Raw genomic sequence first — 15,388 nt, 5'->3', positions numbered from 1 at the left:
CTTACCGCCTTCCTTTCCAAATGACGCCTCGCACGGCGACCGCGGTCCGGTCGCTCAGCTCCGCGCACGATTGCAGCAGTCCGAAGGCGCGGTCGTCCAGCTCGCGGACCGTCCCCTCGTCCTGCAGCGACGCCAGGTTGATCTCCACGGTCAAATAGGACGACCGGGCGGCCGATTCGAACAGCAGCGCGCCGATGCCGAGGTCGGAGACGACGTTCGGATTGGCGGACGCCGCGATGCCCGCGGTCAGCTCCAGCGCGTCGCGGCAAATGCGCATCAGGCCGAGCGGCACCTCGATCGCCTGCAGCGCCGCTTCGCGCAGCGCGTCCGAGCGGACGCGCTTCTCCTCCTCGGTCGCCTTCGGCAGCTTCAGCGCCGCCATATAGCGCTCGAAGGAGACGATATCCGCCTCGAGCATATCTTCGCAGTCGCGGGTCCAGTCCCGCAGCCGGGCTGCCGCCTCATTCATCGCCGGCTCCGCTTCGGCGTATTTCGCCCCTTGCGTAAAACGGGCGGCCATCGATACCATCGACGCTCCGAGCGCCCCGACGAGCGCGGCCACGCTCCCGCCGCCCGGCGTAGGCGTCGCCGCCGACGCTTCGTCCAGAAACGACCGGATCGTCCGGTCGAACATCGCCTGCTTCGTCATTCTCGCTTCTCCCCTTTCGCCGCCTGCCGCTGCAGGCGAATCGCCTTCATCGCGTTCGCGAACAGCAGCGCGGTCGTCAATGTGCCGACGCCTCCCGGCACCGGCGAAACGGCCGCGGCCGTTTCGATCGCGTCCGGCGCGACGTCGCCCGCGATGCCGCCGTCCGGCGTCTCGTTAATGCCGGCGTCGACGACGACAGACCCGCTGCGGAACATGTCCTTCGTCAGCAGCCCGGCCCGGCCGACCGCGGCGATGACGATGTCGGCGGCGGCCACGTGCCGCCGCAGATCGGCCGTCCGGGAATGACAGACGGTGACGGTAGCCTGCTCGCGCTGCAGCATATGGAACAGCGGCAGGCCGACCGTCTGTCCCCGCCCGACGAGCGCGACGTGCTTCCCTTCCGGCGAATGCCCGTAAGCGTGCAGCAGGCGGATGCACGACTGCGGCGTCGCCGGGTACAGCCCGGGCTCCCCCGCGACGACCGCCAGCTTGTTCGCCGGCGTCACGCCGTCCACGTCCTTGAGCGGGTCGATCGCCGCCGACACCTTCGAAGCGGATAGATGCGACGGCAGCGGCAGCTCGACCATAATGCCGTGCACCGCCGGGTCCCGGCTCCACGCCGCGACGACCGCGATCGCCTGCTCCTCCGTCGCCGTCCGCGGCAAGGCGCGCAGCTCGTATTCGACGCCGAGCCTGGCCGCGATTTTCCGCTTCGATTCCGCGTAATACGCCGATGCCGGATCCCCGCCCACGAGCAGAACGGCTACCTTCGGGACGATCCCTTCCGCCCGCAGCGCCGCCGCTTCCGCCGCGACTTCCTCGCGCACCCGATCGGCGGCTTCCTTCGCATGCATCCAAATCCCCATGCCCATCCCTCCTGTTACACGAACAAAGAAAAAGCATCCGAAGCGACCGCGCAGGCGGCAGCTCCGGACACTTTACCCAGGCGAGCGGTATGTCCGTTTTCCGCGCGCTCCCTCGTGGTACTCCACCGATTCGCCAGTTACGCGCGGACTTCCTCTCGTTCTCATCTTACCAAAATCGCTCCCGAAAGAGAAGCGCCCTTTTTACGGAGACAGAACCCCGTCCCCGACGATCAACGTCTGGGCGTCGCCGCGGGATCTCGTTTGGCTCGCCGCGAACTGCAGCGTATGGATGCCGCTTACGTCCAAATCGATGTTTACCGCAGCGGGGGCGGAGGAATCGAACGAGACGGTTTGCAGAAGTCGGCCGTCGCCGATCACCTTCAGCTCGCTCGTTCCGAAATCCGCTCCGACGGTCGTTTTGGCGACGCCGATTTGGGCCGCGAACCGTTTGAACGCTCCGTTCAAGCCGAACGCAACCGCTGCCTCCTTCGTCCACGAATAGTCGCTCGTAAAGCCGATGGCGTTCACGTAAATATTGCCAGAGGCGTCCTGCAAAAACCGGTTGTCCCAATCGTCGAACCTTTCCCACACTTGCGTATCCGGACCGGGCACGACGATTTGCTGCGCCAAAAGCTCTTGGTCCGGCTTATACTCGCCTCCCGTTCCCAAATCGACGTTCATCTGAACCCCGCCTATCCGGAACTTCGCATATTTGGCGTCGGCGGAAAGGCTTCCGTTCAGATCGAACGAAACATTGAATTCCTTCGCGACCCCCGCGAACAAACTTTCGTTCATCGCTCGGTCTATGCGCAAGTCTATGGCCGGCACGTACAAACTCGCCTCGTCCTTCAGCTTCGTGTCCGCCGCGGCCGTCAGCTTCCCGTGAATTTCGACCGCGTTTTTGCTTGCCTTCACTTTGCCGATTTCCACGGTCAGCCCGCCGTTCGTTGCTTTCGCGGACGACGACAGCTCCTTGTCCGGGAAAGCGAGCACTTCCTTCAAAGTGTCCGTCGCACCGGCGGGACCGATATCGACCTTCGCAAACTCCTCTTTCGGCTGCAGACCGAAACGGTAATCGAGCCGGACGAGCGTCTTCGTCGGCGTATCGGAAACGTATTGGTAGCCGACGGCGTAATCGGGGTAATGGCGGAGCGTCATTTTTTCCGCGTTCGCGGATTTGCCGTCCGCGAACACCGCTTGGATTGCGGGCGGGAGCGTTTTGGCCGCAAACCGGATCGGGCCTTCGTATTTGTAAAACAGCGCAAGCCGGTTGTTTTTGACGCCTTCGCCAAGAAACGTGATTTTACCGGCAGCATTTTCAAGCAACGTCACGTTTCTTTGGTTGTATACGGCCGGCAGCTCGATATATTTCGCCTTCTCCGCTTTGATCTTCGCCGAATAATCGGCGGCCGTGTTCCCTGCGACGCCGGACAGGCCGTCTTCATATACGCGAAGCTCCGCCGTGCCGGTTTCCGCCTTGTCGAACGCGAGCTTGCCCATATGGTCTTCGATTTCCTTGCGGAGCGGATCGATTTTGCCGCTTTTCGCGTCGCCTGCGAGCTTGGTCAGCATATCGCCCGTTTCTTTGAACAACGCCGCGGTCGGAAACGCCTCGAGCTCCGAATGAATACGGCCCAGCTCCCGGTAAACGTCGACCACTTCCTTCGCCGTCGCTTTCCCCGTATCCAGTCCGGCGAGCTTCTGCTTCGCCGTTTCCGCACGCGATTTCAGTTCGCCCAGCTTTAGCTTCAAGCTTTCCGCGTCCGCCAAAAGCTTCTTGGCGATGGCGATCCGCCCTTCCCCGTACTCGAGCTTCTCCCGGTCCATCTCGGTTATTTTGCGGTACTGAGCGGCGGCCGTCTCCGCGTCCAAGCTTTCCATCGCCTTGTCGGCGGCCGCCATCAGCTTGCCGTACTCCCTGTCTCCGCCGCCGCACCCGGACACGAGCCACAAACAGCCTAACAAGCCGATCAGCTTCATGCGTCCTTTATTGCGCATTCGGAATGCCGCCTCCTTTCCTGCCGGACATTATGTTGTCGAACAACCCGATCCTGTAAAGGACGAATAGAACGATGGCAACGACCGCCAATACGACTAGCCAAACCGCGGCCGACATTCCGTTGGAGGGATCGTAGACGATCACGACGCGATCGTCGTTTGCAAGCAAGCTTCGCGAATTTTGTTCCGAAACCGTTCCTCCCGAAGCATATACGATTTTGCCGGGCACCGTAACGGTAATTTCCATATCGTCGTCCAAGTCGTCGAGATACAGGACGGGCTTGTCTCCGATTTTCGCGATCGTCTCCGGCCCGATGGCCGATCGGTTTTTGACGTCGGTCAATTCTCGGATCCGATCCGGATAAATCCGCTTCAAATCGTCGACCGTCACGAGCAGCGAATCGTCTGTTCCGCCGAGTGCCGAAATGCGGTCGAACTTGACCTTCGCGGACATTTTTCCGTCCTTCTCCTCGAATCGATCCAGCCTGATGACTTCTCCGCCGGCATTCTTGTTGGCCTTCTCGATCTGCTTCTCGATTTCGCCCCTTATGTCGCGAGCCGTGACCTTGCCCGCAAGCTCTCCCGTATAGTTCGCTTCCCCCGAACCGTCGTCGCGGACGGTAATGTCCAATCGACCGCATCCCGTAACGGCGAGAAATAGGAGGATCGCCATCATTCCTATAACGTATCGTTTCACCCTGCGTTCCCCTTTCCAAAAGAAAAATCGGCTTTCCTTGACCAAGGATTACCGACGATACGAGCAATCGTTTTCACGCTTCGTTTATTCGATGAAATACATTTTGCCGTCCACTTCGAGAGAGACGGACGATTGCGTCAAATCTTGTTTCAGCTGTTTCGCGTATGCGACGACTTCGTTCAGCGACGGATTGTCGAGTTTGTCCGCGAAACTGTAAACGATCGTCACTTTTTCTTTGATCAGCCTCTTGTTGTCGTCGACCCAGCCGCCGGTCCCTTCGATGGCGGTCGCCCCGCCGAACAAGTTCGAAAATTTCGCCAGCGCCTCGTCGACGAATCGAACGTGAGCTTCATCCGCGATCGGAATCGATCCGTTTACCGTCGAAGGCACATATAGTTTGACGACGTGATTCAGGCTCGTCTGCTTTTGCAATTCGCTTGCGCCGCTTTCCGCGGCAGCCGCCGACTCGGCGAAAACCTGCAGCGGGTTCGACGCCGGTTGAAGCGGAAGCAATAAAAGCGCAACCGCCAGCAAGCCGAGCAAACCGTATCCGATTTTTTTCATCTTCCTTTCCGTTCCTCCTCGCGAAGTTCGATTTCATCCCGTCAAACGACAACTAAATGGTAAAAGGTTCGGCGCGTTATGGGGAGGGTCCAAAAAATACCCCTTCCCGCACGTCTCCCGATATGGTAATATTTATATTTTTATTGCGACGATCGGCTTATCGATTTTGTCGAAAAAATGATTAATTAGAGCCGTGACTTTCGGAGCGGAATCGACTACCCTTTTTAAAGACTGCAGGGAGGGACGAACAGATTGAGCTCCGTTTTTCACAAGGCGATAGACCGTTGCGCTTTGCACGCCCTTCATAAAACCCGCAGCAAGGACTATCAGTTCCGCCCCGTGCCGGAATCCGTTCCGGAACCGTCGGAGCCGGACGACTTCTACGATGCCGGCGCCACGCCGAATATCGCGTTCGACCTGCATCGCCGCGCAGACGGGTATAACGCAGGTATGTTCGCATACCGAAGCTTGATGCCGTCGGGCGATCCGTCGAACGATACGATGTCGGGCGAGGCGTTTGTCCATCCCGACGAAGCCGCGCCTAACGTCATTTTCGTACACGGCTGGCGGATGAGTTCGCTGGATCGGATCAAACGAATGTTTCAAAGGCGGCTGACGGACGAGCTCGGCTGGAATTCGTACTATTTGACGCTGCCCTATCATTTTAGGAGAAAACCCGAACGATCGCTGTATAGCGGAGAGTATATGATCAGCGCCGACATCGGCCGAACGATTCGGTCCGTCAGACAGGCGGTCGTCGATTTGCGAGCGCTGATCCGCTGGATGAAGACGAACAAACGCGGACCGGTCGTCGTGATCGGAGTCAGCTTGGGCGGCTTCGTGACGAATTTGACCGCCACGGTCGAGCCGGACATCGATGCGATGGTGTCGATCTTTTACGCGAACCGGCTGTCCTATTCGATCTGGAACACGATCCCGGGCAAGCATATTAAAGCCGACTTGGAGCATCACGGCATGACTTACGCCTCTTTGGCCCGATCGTGGAAAATAACGGAGCCGAGCGCCGCGCTGCCGAAAATGAGTAAAGACCGCATTTTGCTGCTGTCGGCGAAACACGATTTGTACGTGCATCGGGAGGACGCCGACCTGTTGTGGGAATCGTGGGACCGGCCTAAACGCTACGTTTACAATTGCGGTCACGCGGGAATCGTTCTTCGCAAACGAACGATCGCGCGGGACGCGTTATCGTTCGTGCGCCAAACAATAACGGATGCAAAGGTGTGACGCATGGTTGTACTTTGGGCTGCGCTTTGGCTGATTTGCGCGATCCTCATTTTCGCCGACCCGAGAAACGAAAAAATTCGATGGACGTGCATCGTGGCATTTTGTGGAGGATGCGGAGGGTTGACCGTATTGCTCGGCCATGAATTGGACCGTCCTTCCTGGATTCTGCTTCTTGACGGATTGTTGTCTTCGATCGGACATTACGGCACTCCGTACGCGATTCTCATCTTCGGCCTCGTATTCGCCGATGTGCTGAAAACGCCGCTGCAAAAACGATTGTGCAAGCTGTCTTTCTTCGCTCCCGTCGTCGCCATGTGCGCGATATATCCCGTTTACCCGGAACTGAAGGCCGATTACAAAGTGCTGGCGCTATGGGTCACCCCGTATATATTGGGAGCCAATCTGCTCATGATCGTCTCGACTTGGCGGGAAAAACGGCCGGCGATCAAAAGCCAGAAGCTGCTTACCACGATCGTCGTCGTGCCGATGACTTCGTTCGCGCTCGTGACGAATATTTGGCTTGAGGCGATCGGCATCGCCGGGGTGTGGAACTACAACCCTTGGATTATCGGCGTGCAGTTTTTGCTGTTCGTCTACATAGCGATTCGGTACGGCTTCCTCGGCGTTCAGGTGCGGGTCGAGAAGCAGCGCCGCGATTCGACGATGAAGGCCGTCGCCTCGGGAACGCTGCTGCTGAATCATGCGATCAAAAACGAAATCGCCAAAATCGATCTTTTGGCCGGCCGGCTGAAGAACAACGTTCCGGAATTTTACGCGAAGCCTCACGAAGATATCGATCTTGTGCTCCGTTCGACGAGGCACGTATTGGAGCTGTCCGCGCGCATCCAGCAAAAGCTCGACATTTTGGATCTCGAGCCGTCCGAATTTTGGATATCGGATTGCGCGGAGCAAGCCGTCAAGCTGCTGGAGCCCCTTCTCGAATCGAAAGGAGCCGGCATCGTCAAGCAGTTTGACATAGACTTGAAGGTGGTCGGGGATTCCGTGCATATACGAGAGACGATCGCGAACATCGTCAAAAACGCGCTGGAGGCGATGGACAACGGCGGGACCGTTTTATTGAAAACGTACCGTACGCGGAGAGACGCTTATCTCGACATTACGGACACGGGTAAAGGGATCGAAAAAGCCAAACGCGCGCTCGTGTTCGATCCGTTCTATTCGACGAAAGGAAGGGCGGGAAATTACGGACTCGGATTGACATATTGCTATAACGTCATGCAAAAGCACGGGGGATCGATTTCGGTCAAAAGCCGGCCCGGCCAAGGAACTACGTTCACGCTGGCGTTTCCGATGAGAAGAGTGGTGGCTTTCGCTTCCGCAGCTCCTCCGTCCGATCGACTACATCATCCGGAGAAGGCATATGGACAAAATTAAATTGATGATCGTCGAAGACGATCCGGTATGGATGAAAGGCTTGACCGAATATATCGAGCAAGAAGGCGATATCGTCGTCGTGAGGCAGGCGTTCGCCAAGGAAGAAGCATCCGGCATAACCTCGTCCGACGTTGACGTCGTCTTGATCGATTTGCAGCTTTCCGAAGACGGCGGCGAATTGTGCGGTCTCCAGGTCGCAAGCCGATTGGCGGAAATCGGCGTGGATAAAATGATCATGCTCACTTCGCGGGATGAACCGGACGTCATCCTGGAATCGTTCGACAGAGGGGCGATCAATTATATTACGAAATCGTCCTACAAAGATATCCCTCAGGCGGTTCGCGAAGCGAACGCCGGAAAAGTAAGGCTGCATTCCGACGTGTCGGGCGTCGTTACGGCCGAACTGCGCAAGGAGCGGAAACTTAAAATATTGACGCAAGCGGAGCGCGAAGTGTACGAGTTGAAAGATCGGGGGTTCAGCAAGGCGCAAATTGCGCAAAAGCTGTACAAATCCGTAGAAACGGTCAAAAAGCAGTTGAAGCTGATCCATAGCAAATTGAATTCCGACGAGCGACGATGAACGATGGATAAACGGCCGCGATCCGCAAGGTTCGGACGGCGGCCGCTCGCTTTTATTTGCTCAATTCTTCCTGGACTTTTTTGTTCGTCGCTTCCTCCGCCTCGCGAAGCGCGGTGTTCGTATCTTTTTTGCCGAGAATGACGTTGTTGAACCCGGTAAGCAGGTTGCCCTCCGCCACGCTGTTGTATTTGCCGATCGGCGCCGCCGGGGCGAACTTCTCGGGGAGCATCGCCTTGATGTTTTTGCCTTTGTACATCGCGGCGTCCTGGCCGAACGACTTGCGCAGCGTATCGCTCTTCAGCGCCGACAAAAACTCGCCCCGCTTGACGCCGGACAGCTGGAACTCCTCGGATGCGAGATACGCCATTACCTGGAACGCCTGGTCCGGGTGCTTGCTCGTGCGCGCCAGCCAGAAGGCGTTCGGATACGGCTGCGGCCCGACGCCCGGCATGCTCGCGAACGACGGGAACGAAGCGATGTCCCAGTTCATGCCCGCCAGCTCCTCGGCCGTATGCTGCGTGCTGACCGGCAGCCACATGGCGACGTTGCGGTCTTTGATGAAGGCGGCCCGCTGGTTCGTCACGCTCGTCAACGCCGTAGTCATGTCGTAGCCCGGAATCGTGAAGAAGCGGGTCGCGTTGTCGAAAAACGTTTTCCACTTGTCGTCCGCGAACGACGCTTTGTTCGTCGCCGGATCGAGCGTCTTGAGCGAAAACTGGTTGAGCCGGATCAAATGCTGCGCCGATACGAACAACCCCCGGTATTTGACGCCCCCGTCGTCGCGCGTAAGCTTTTTGGCCATGTCGAACGTTTCGTCCCACGTATTCCCGTCTTTCGGGTACGCGACCCCGAACTTGTCGAACAAATCTTTGTTGTAGTACATCGTGGCCGGGGACATGAACACCGGCAGCCCGTACATGCCGCCGCCGCCCGCCAGCTGCTTCATCTGGTCGACGACGACCGGCTCCAGCTTGCTCAGGTCGAACTTGTGCTTCGTTATGAGCGGCATAATGTCCTGCTGCAGCTCGTACTGCATGAACCGGGCGTAGACGAGACCGGTCGAAGCGAAAACGATATCCGGCGGCTCGCCTGCCGTAATCATGTCCTGCACTTTGCTGCCGTTCGTATACGGCACGAATTTCGGCGTAACGTGCGGAAACTTTTGCCGGATCGGGCCGCCGAACTCCCGCTCGAACCGTTCCGCCGGCCAGTCGCCGCCGCCGTCGTAAAAGACGAGCTCGACCGGCGTTTCTTTCTGAACCGTTTTCGGCGTCTCGTCCGCCGGCGCTCCCGAATGGCCCGTTCCTCCACCGCATCCGGCCAGCGCTCCGGACGCGAGAGCCGCCGCCAATGCGCAGCCTGCCGCTTTTTTCATCATGCTGGGCACCCCTCTGTTGTAAATTGTCGCTTGTCGTGAAGCGATTTCACACCAAAATATATCACGGCCGCGGCGCCTGCGGTTTGACCGAGACTGGGAAGCTGCCGCGATCCGTTATCTGTCAGTGGCGATTTGCATCGGACGCCGGACGAAAATGGAAGCGGTCTCAAACCGGTACGTTCTATGTTATAATAAATTCGACTACGCACCGTCCGAGAGTGGAGGGGTTTCACTTGAAATCGAACCCATTTCGCCTGTTCGCCGAATATTACTACAAATGGAGCGTCGTGCCGAAAGCGCCGGCTTTTCATTCGCATCCGCAGTACGAGGTGTACTATTTCCACGAAGGGCGCTGCGACTATTTGCTCGGGGACCGCGTCATTCCGCTGCAGTCGGGCGATCTGATCATCATGAACGGCATGACCCGGCATTGTCCGAAGGTGGAGCGGGAAAGCGAGTACGTGCGCACGATGTTTTCGTTCGAGCCGCATCTCGTGCAGCTGTTCGGTCCCGATCTGCTGGCGTGCGACCCGCTCAAGCCGTTCGAGCGGCTGCGAAACCATCATATTCGGCTCGATCCGAAAGCGAAGGAAGAATGCGAGGACATATTGGCGCGAATCAACCGGTTTTACTACTCGAACGACGTCGTTCACCGGAACCGGCTGCTTTCGGCGTTTTACGACCTGCTCATGCTCATCTATGAGCAATGCCGCCCGGAGATGAAGGCCGCGCGGCAACCGGCGTCGGATCGGCAGCGGTACGTCCAGAGCATGATCGACTACATCGAAGAAACGTATATGGAAAATATCGAGCTGGAGCGCATGGCGGCCGATCTGCATATGAACCGGTTTCATCTGATGAAGGTGTTCCGCGAGGTGACAGGCATGACCGTGTTCGACTACTTGTACAAACGCCGGGTGAATCAGGCGAAAATATTGTTTTACCAAAGCGACCGGCATTCGGTGACCGACGTCGGCTACCAGGTCGGCTTCAAGCATCTGTCCCACTTCAGCCGGGTGTTCAAGAAGCAGGTGGGCATGACGCCGGACCAGTACCGGAAAATGGTGCGGGAGAGCACCCGCTGGGCGTAATGCGGGCGCCGGCCCCCGGCATCCGGACGACGAAAAGCGGCACAGATCCGCTCTGTGCCGCTTTCCGCGTTTCGTTTAGCCTGCTCTCCGAATCAATTGTAGCGTCCGCCCATCGGCGCCGCCGGCATGCCGGCCTGCGACGGCTGATAAGCGTGCAAAAACGTTTTCGCCGTCTGATCCTGCATCGTCGGCACCTGGTACGCGCCCATCCGGTTGAGCAGCAAAAACACTTCGTACGCCTGATTGGAGCAAACGACCGCGCCGTTGACGAGCATTTGCCGCACGTTCGGGTCGGCGCATTCGAGCGAGCCGGCCATATGGTTTTTCGCCGAGTTTTTATGGCACGACAGCATCGAGAGTGCGATTTGCCGGTCGTCGAACTGTCCGTGCACCGGCGCTTGCGGCGCAGGCTGGTGAAGACCGTACTGCACCTGCTGAGGCTGCACCGCCGGCATGCCGGCCGGAGCCTGGCGCATCGTCGCCGCGTTATAGTCGTGCGTATAGGCGACCAACTGGTCGTACGACTGCATCGCCGTCTGCAAATGGCGGTCGATCATGTCCCGAAGCTCGGGGTTTTGCGCCTGCTGCGCGTAAAACGAGAAATGGTTGATCAGGTTCATTTTCTCGTTCAGCAGTTCGTGCACTTCCATCGTTTCGTGTGCGCCGTACGGCATCTGCATTCATCTCCTTCGGTATCGAAACATATCGGGTCACTTCTATGCCCGTCTTACTGTTCCCAGGCCGAAGGAAATTATGAGCAAGCCGCCGGCGTTCCCGATCAAGCCCGGTGCAGTCCGGCGAACACGCCGCCGAGCCGGATCAGCTCGTCGTAGCGCCCTTGCTCCGCGATGCCGTCCTCGGTGACGACGACGATCCGGTCGGCATGGCGAATCGTCGCGAGCCGGTGCGCGATGACGAGCGTCGTCCGGTTTTCGGCGAGCTCCTCGAGCGATTGCTGGATAATCGCCTCCGTCTCCGTATCGAGCGCCGACGTCGCTTCGTCGAGAATCAAGATCGGCGGATTTTTCAAAAACATGCGGGCGATGGCGAGCCGCTGCTTTTGCCCGCCGGACAGCTTGATGCCCCGCTCGCCGATTTGCGTGTCGTAGCCGTCGGGCTGCGCCTCGATGAACGCGTCCAGATGAGCCCGCCTGGCGGCGTCGCGGATTTCCGCGTCGGTGGCGTTCAGGTTGCCGTAGGCGATATTTTCGCGAATCGTGCCCGTGAACAAGAAGACGTCCTGCTGCACGATGCCGATATTGCGCCGGAGCGACCGCTGCGTCATGCGGCGAATGTCGATGCCGTCGATTTCGATCGAGCCGCCGTCGACCTCGTAGAAGCGCGGAATCAGACTGCACAGCGTCGTTTTGCCGGCGCCGGACGGCCCGACGAAGGCGACCGTTTCCCCGGCGCGGACGGTCAGGTCGATATGCCGCAGCACTTTCGCGTGGTCTTCGTAGCCGAACGTCACGTCGCGAAAGACGATGTTTCCTTTCAGCTGCCCCGCGTCGATCGCGTCGGGAGCGTCCGCCACGTCGACCGCCGTGTCGAGCAGCTCCGTAAACCGTTTAAACCCGGCCATCCCTTTCGGATACATTTCCAAAAGCGCGTTGATTTTCTCGATCGGCTTGAAAAACAGGTTGACGTACAGCAGGAAGCCGATCAGCTCGCCGTACGTCAGCTCGCCGCGAAAGCTGAACCACGCCCCGAACATGAGCACGAGCAGGGCGAACAGGCGGGTCAAAAAGTAAATGCCCGACGAGCTGAACGAGATGATCCAGTACGACCGCAGCTTCGCCTTGCGGAAATTGGCGTTGTCGCGGGCGAACTTCTCGATCTCGAACGATTCGTTCGTGAACGATTTGACGACGCGGATGCCGGACATGCTGTCCTCGACGCGCGCGTTCACTTCGCCGATTTCGGCGTACATGCGTCCCGCCGCCTCGTGCAGCAGCTTGTTGCAGACCGTTACGAGCCAGACGAGCACCGGCACGGCGACGAACGTGACGAGCGCGAGCGGCGGATTGATCGACAGCATGATCGCGAACGACGCGACGAACGTCATGCAGGCGATGAACAAATCTTCCGGCCCGTGGTGGGCCATTTCCCCGATATCGAACAAGTCGTTCGTCATCCTCGACATCAGGTACCCGGTTTTCGTATTGTCGAAAAAACGGAACGACAGCTTCTGCACATGCTCGAACAGCTGGCGGCGCATGTCGGTCTCGATGTTGATGCCGAGCTTGTGGCCCCAGTAGCCTACGACGAACTGCAGGCCGGTGCTGACCACGTACAGCGCGAACAGCGCGCTCCCGGCCAGCGCGATCGTCCGCCATTCGCCTTCCGGCAGCAGCGTATCGACGAACCACTGCACGGCGAGCGGAAACGCGAGCTCCAGCACCGCCACGACGCAGGCGCTGCCGAAATCGAGCATAAACAGCCGTTTGTGCGGCTTGTAATAGGTGAAAAATCGTTTGATGACGCCCATCTCTCTATGGCTCCCATCCGCTTCTTCGTAGTCGAGTCGTGCCCATTATACTAGGCTTTCGCCCGCGCGGGCAAGGGAGAGGACCGCTTTCAACCGTTTGATCCGGTCGGTCGCGGGCGATGCGGGGCAGGGGTTCGGCTTGCGCCGACAAGAAGCAAGGCCATCCGGCAGTAGACCGGACGTTCCTCTTATGTCCAAACTCAAACCCAGGTGCACTGGAGATAGGGAGTAGGCTGCAACCGCTGGTTAAAGTCGTGTTGTCCTTATGGCTTGGAGTTACCGACACGACATCATAGTCGGCCCATGATCGTTCCGCTCTGCCGCCCATTCCCTGTTGAGCTCCTGAGAGCTGTTTTCGACTTCACTTCGCTTCTTCCGGTTTTCGATCATACGGCTAACGAACCGGGCAATCGTTATCGGAGCCGAATGCGAGGGTTTGAATGGGGTTACGAACTCCGGTATCGCTATTGCCGGCAAACCGGATCGTTTTCTCCCATTTTCGGCTGAATAGCGATGTCCGGATTCGTTAGCCCGAAAACGATCGTTTTTTCCGCCGATAAGCATACTACGATTCGTTCCATCCCGCATCAACCGGCGCGGAACCCGGTTGCCGAGCGATCCTTAAAAAAGAGCGCCGGAACCGAGGGCTTTTCCGCGCAACCGATCCTTTTGCACGCCGATACGGCGCCATTTGAACCGGAGCTTTCCCCGGTATTTCGAAACGACGCCGCTGGGAGAGCGAATGGACTGTCATTTTCCCGTTCGGTTTTATTCCAATGGCCCGGCAAAGGCCGGACGCGGAACCCGCCCGGCCTCGTTATGAAACGTCATCCTCCCGCACCGTCTTCGCCGCTCCGCGGCTCCTCTCCGAACGGAAACTCGATTCGGAACGTGGCGCCCTCGCCCGCGACGCTTTCGATCTTCATCGTTCCCCGATGATTTTCGATTATGCGCTGCGTAATCATGAGCCCAAGTCCGGTCCCCTTCTCCTTCGTCGTATAAAACGGCTGGCCGATCCGGGACTGCTCCTCCTCCCGTATGCCGGGTCCTTCGTCCGTCACGAGAATGACCAGCTTGCTTCGTTCCGGCACGATCGCGATCGTCACGTCTCCCCCGTCCGGCATCGCTTCGATCGCGTTTTTGATCAGGTTGATGAACGCTTGCTTGAGCTGATTTGCGTCGCACCGGATGTACAGCGCGCTGTGCTCGCATTCGATGAGCAGTCTGGCGCCGGTTATGATCGCCTGCGTCTCCAGCAAAGCGATCACCTGCGCGAGCAGCGCCACGATATCGGCCCGCTGGAATTTCACCTCCTGCGGTTTGGACAGGACGAGCAGCTCGGTCAAAATCATTTCGATCCGGTCCAGCTCGGCCGACATGATGTCGAAATAGTCTTTCTTCGGCCCGTTCGACTGGATCAGCTGGTGAAAGCCGCGAATCGCCGTCAGCGGATTGCGGATTTCGTGGGCGATTCCGGCCGCCAGCTGTCCGGCTGCCGACAGCCGCTCCGAATGGTAAAGCATTTCCATCGTTTTTTTCCGTTCGGTAATGTCGCGGATAATCGTAACGACGGCCTGCTCGTTCTGAAACGCCGCGGCTGCCGACCGCGCCTCGGCTTCGATCGTCCGGCCGTCTAGCCGGGTGAGCCGGATTTCGCGGAAGCCTTCGTCGGAAACGGCGCCCGCTTCCGGCGCAGCCGCGTTCGGCTGCGGCTCGGGAAGCGGCACGAAGCGGAACGGATCGCGCAGCAGCGTCCGTTCGTCTTCCCCGGTAACGCCGCCGAGCAGCTTGATGCAGGCCCGGTTCATGTACAGCCCTTTGCGCCTGCTTGAGATGAGCACCGCATCGGGAAAATGATCGATCAGCCGCCGGTACTGCTCCGTCTGCAGCTCCATCCGTTCCTCGGCCGCCTTCCGCTCGGTAATGTCGCGGCAAAACGACAATACGGACTCGACGGTTCCGTCGGCCGCCGGAACGGTCCGATACGTGCACTCGAACCAGATGTATCGTCCGTCCTTGTGCCGGTACCGGCTCGTTACGGTAACCGATCCTTCCCGCAAACGGTCCGCGTCGGGCGCATCGTCGGGATGCAGCAGGTCGGTATGCTTTCGTCCGACGACTTCCTCCGCCGTGAATCCGAGCAGCTTGCGTATCGCCGGGGAAACGTAACGGATCATCCAATCGGACGAGCTGACGGCGATCAAGTTGAGCGATTTTTCCGCCAGCAGGCTCCGCATCTCCTTATATTTGCGAAACGGTCTGTTGTCCTGTCCGACGCAAGCCGCATCGGCTTGCCCGCCCGCGGCGCGGTCGAAGGCGCCGTCAAGAAGCGGTCCGACTTCCTTCGACATAGTGTTGTTCCCGGCCATATGCGACTCCTCTCCACAGCCGACAGCATATTCGAAAATACGGCGCTCCCTGCACCGTTACCGGACGG

13 protein-coding genes and 1 riboswitch are annotated in these 15,388 nt (G+C 58.8%); of the genes, 4 read left to right on the top strand and 9 right to left on the bottom strand.

Going from position 1 to position 15,388, the window contains the following annotated elements:
- Window position 1: 1 nt before the first annotated feature.
- The 5 genes from PV407_RS20205 to PV407_RS20185 form a co-directional block, all read right to left on the bottom strand.
- Window positions 2-649, bottom strand: a complete 648-nt coding sequence (locus PV407_RS20205; protein WP_332091794.1) for a cyclodeaminase/cyclohydrolase family protein — start codon at window positions 647-649, stop codon at window positions 2-4.
- Window positions 646-1,515: a bifunctional 5,10-methylenetetrahydrofolate dehydrogenase/5,10-methenyltetrahydrofolate cyclohydrolase gene (locus PV407_RS20200; RefSeq protein WP_332091793.1), complete on the bottom strand. Its 870-nt coding sequence runs from the start codon at window positions 1,513-1,515 to the stop codon at window positions 646-648. The genes PV407_RS20205 and PV407_RS20200 overlap by 4 nt, the downstream gene beginning before the upstream one ends.
- A gap of 67 nt (window positions 1,516-1,582) precedes the next feature.
- A riboswitch (ZMP/ZTP riboswitch) is annotated at window positions 1,583-1,666 on the bottom strand.
- A 50-nt stretch (window positions 1,667-1,716) separates the two neighbouring features.
- Window positions 1,717-3,513: an NPCBM/NEW2 domain-containing protein gene (locus tag PV407_RS20195; RefSeq protein WP_332091792.1), complete on the bottom strand. Its 1,797-nt coding sequence runs from the start codon at window positions 3,511-3,513 to the stop codon at window positions 1,717-1,719.
- Complete coding sequence (locus tag PV407_RS20190; protein WP_332091791.1) at window positions 3,503-4,210, bottom strand: hypothetical protein; 708 nt, start codon at window positions 4,208-4,210, stop codon at window positions 3,503-3,505. Before PV407_RS20190 ends, PV407_RS20195 begins: the two co-directional genes overlap by 11 nt.
- 84 nt (window positions 4,211-4,294) lie before the next feature.
- Window positions 4,295-4,774: a DUF3574 domain-containing protein gene (locus PV407_RS20185; RefSeq protein ID WP_332091790.1), complete on the bottom strand. Its 480-nt coding sequence runs from the start codon at window positions 4,772-4,774 to the stop codon at window positions 4,295-4,297.
- Between the two features lie 252 nt (window positions 4,775-5,026).
- Between PV407_RS20185 and PV407_RS20180 the strand changes: the two genes are divergently transcribed.
- The 3 genes from PV407_RS20180 (at window position 5,027) to PV407_RS20170 (ending at window position 7,994) form a co-directional block, all read left to right on the top strand.
- Window positions 5,027-6,019 carry an alpha/beta hydrolase gene (locus PV407_RS20180; protein ID WP_332091789.1) on the top strand — a complete coding sequence of 331 codons (993 nt, stop codon included), beginning with the start codon at window positions 5,027-5,029 and terminating at the stop codon, window positions 6,017-6,019.
- Between the two features lie 120 nt (window positions 6,020-6,139).
- Window positions 6,140-7,414, top strand: coding sequence for a sensor histidine kinase (locus PV407_RS20175; protein ID WP_332091788.1), 1,275 nt, complete (start codon window positions 6,140-6,142; stop codon window positions 7,412-7,414).
- Window positions 7,401-7,994 carry a response regulator transcription factor gene (locus PV407_RS20170; RefSeq protein ID WP_332091787.1) on the top strand — a complete coding sequence of 198 codons (594 nt, stop codon included), beginning with the start codon at window positions 7,401-7,403 and terminating at the stop codon, window positions 7,992-7,994. The genes PV407_RS20175 and PV407_RS20170 overlap by 14 nt, the downstream gene beginning before the upstream one ends.
- Window positions 7,995-8,046: 52 nt before the next feature.
- Here PV407_RS20170 and PV407_RS20165 read toward each other — a convergent pair whose 3' ends face one another.
- Complete coding sequence (locus tag PV407_RS20165) at window positions 8,047-9,372, bottom strand: extracellular solute-binding protein (protein WP_332091786.1); 1,326 nt, start codon at window positions 9,370-9,372, stop codon at window positions 8,047-8,049.
- A 233-nt stretch (window positions 9,373-9,605) separates the two neighbouring features.
- Between PV407_RS20165 and PV407_RS20160 the strand changes: the two genes are divergently transcribed.
- Entirely contained in the window at window positions 9,606-10,463 is an 858-nt protein-coding gene (locus PV407_RS20160) for a helix-turn-helix transcriptional regulator (RefSeq protein ID WP_332091785.1), read from the top strand.
- 92 nt (window positions 10,464-10,555) lie between these two features.
- On the opposite strand, the gene PV407_RS20155 is transcribed toward PV407_RS20160, so the two are convergent.
- The 3 genes from PV407_RS20155 to PV407_RS20145 all read right to left on the bottom strand — a co-directional run bounded on the left by PV407_RS20155 (window position 10,556) and on the right by PV407_RS20145 (window position 15,320).
- The gene (locus PV407_RS20155; protein ID WP_332091784.1) at window positions 10,556-11,137 is read right to left on the bottom strand and encodes a spore coat protein; all 582 of its coding nucleotides are present in this window, start codon (window positions 11,135-11,137) and stop codon (window positions 10,556-10,558) included.
- A gap of 104 nt (window positions 11,138-11,241) precedes the next feature.
- Window positions 11,242-12,951 (bottom strand): ABC transporter ATP-binding protein, encoded by a 1,710-nt coding sequence (locus tag PV407_RS20150; protein WP_332091783.1) that lies wholly within the window; start codon window positions 12,949-12,951, stop codon window positions 11,242-11,244.
- Between the two features lie 827 nt (window positions 12,952-13,778).
- Window positions 13,779-15,320, bottom strand: a complete 1,542-nt coding sequence (locus tag PV407_RS20145; RefSeq protein WP_332091782.1) for a PAS domain S-box protein — start codon at window positions 15,318-15,320, stop codon at window positions 13,779-13,781.
- Window positions 15,321-15,388: the final 68 nt, after the last annotated feature.

Source organism: Paenibacillus sp. GYB003, assembly GCF_036577625.1.
Classification (GTDB): domain Bacteria; phylum Bacillota; class Bacilli; order Paenibacillales; family NBRC-103111; genus Paenibacillus_AB.
This window is presented reverse-complemented; position numbering and strand designations above follow the sequence as displayed.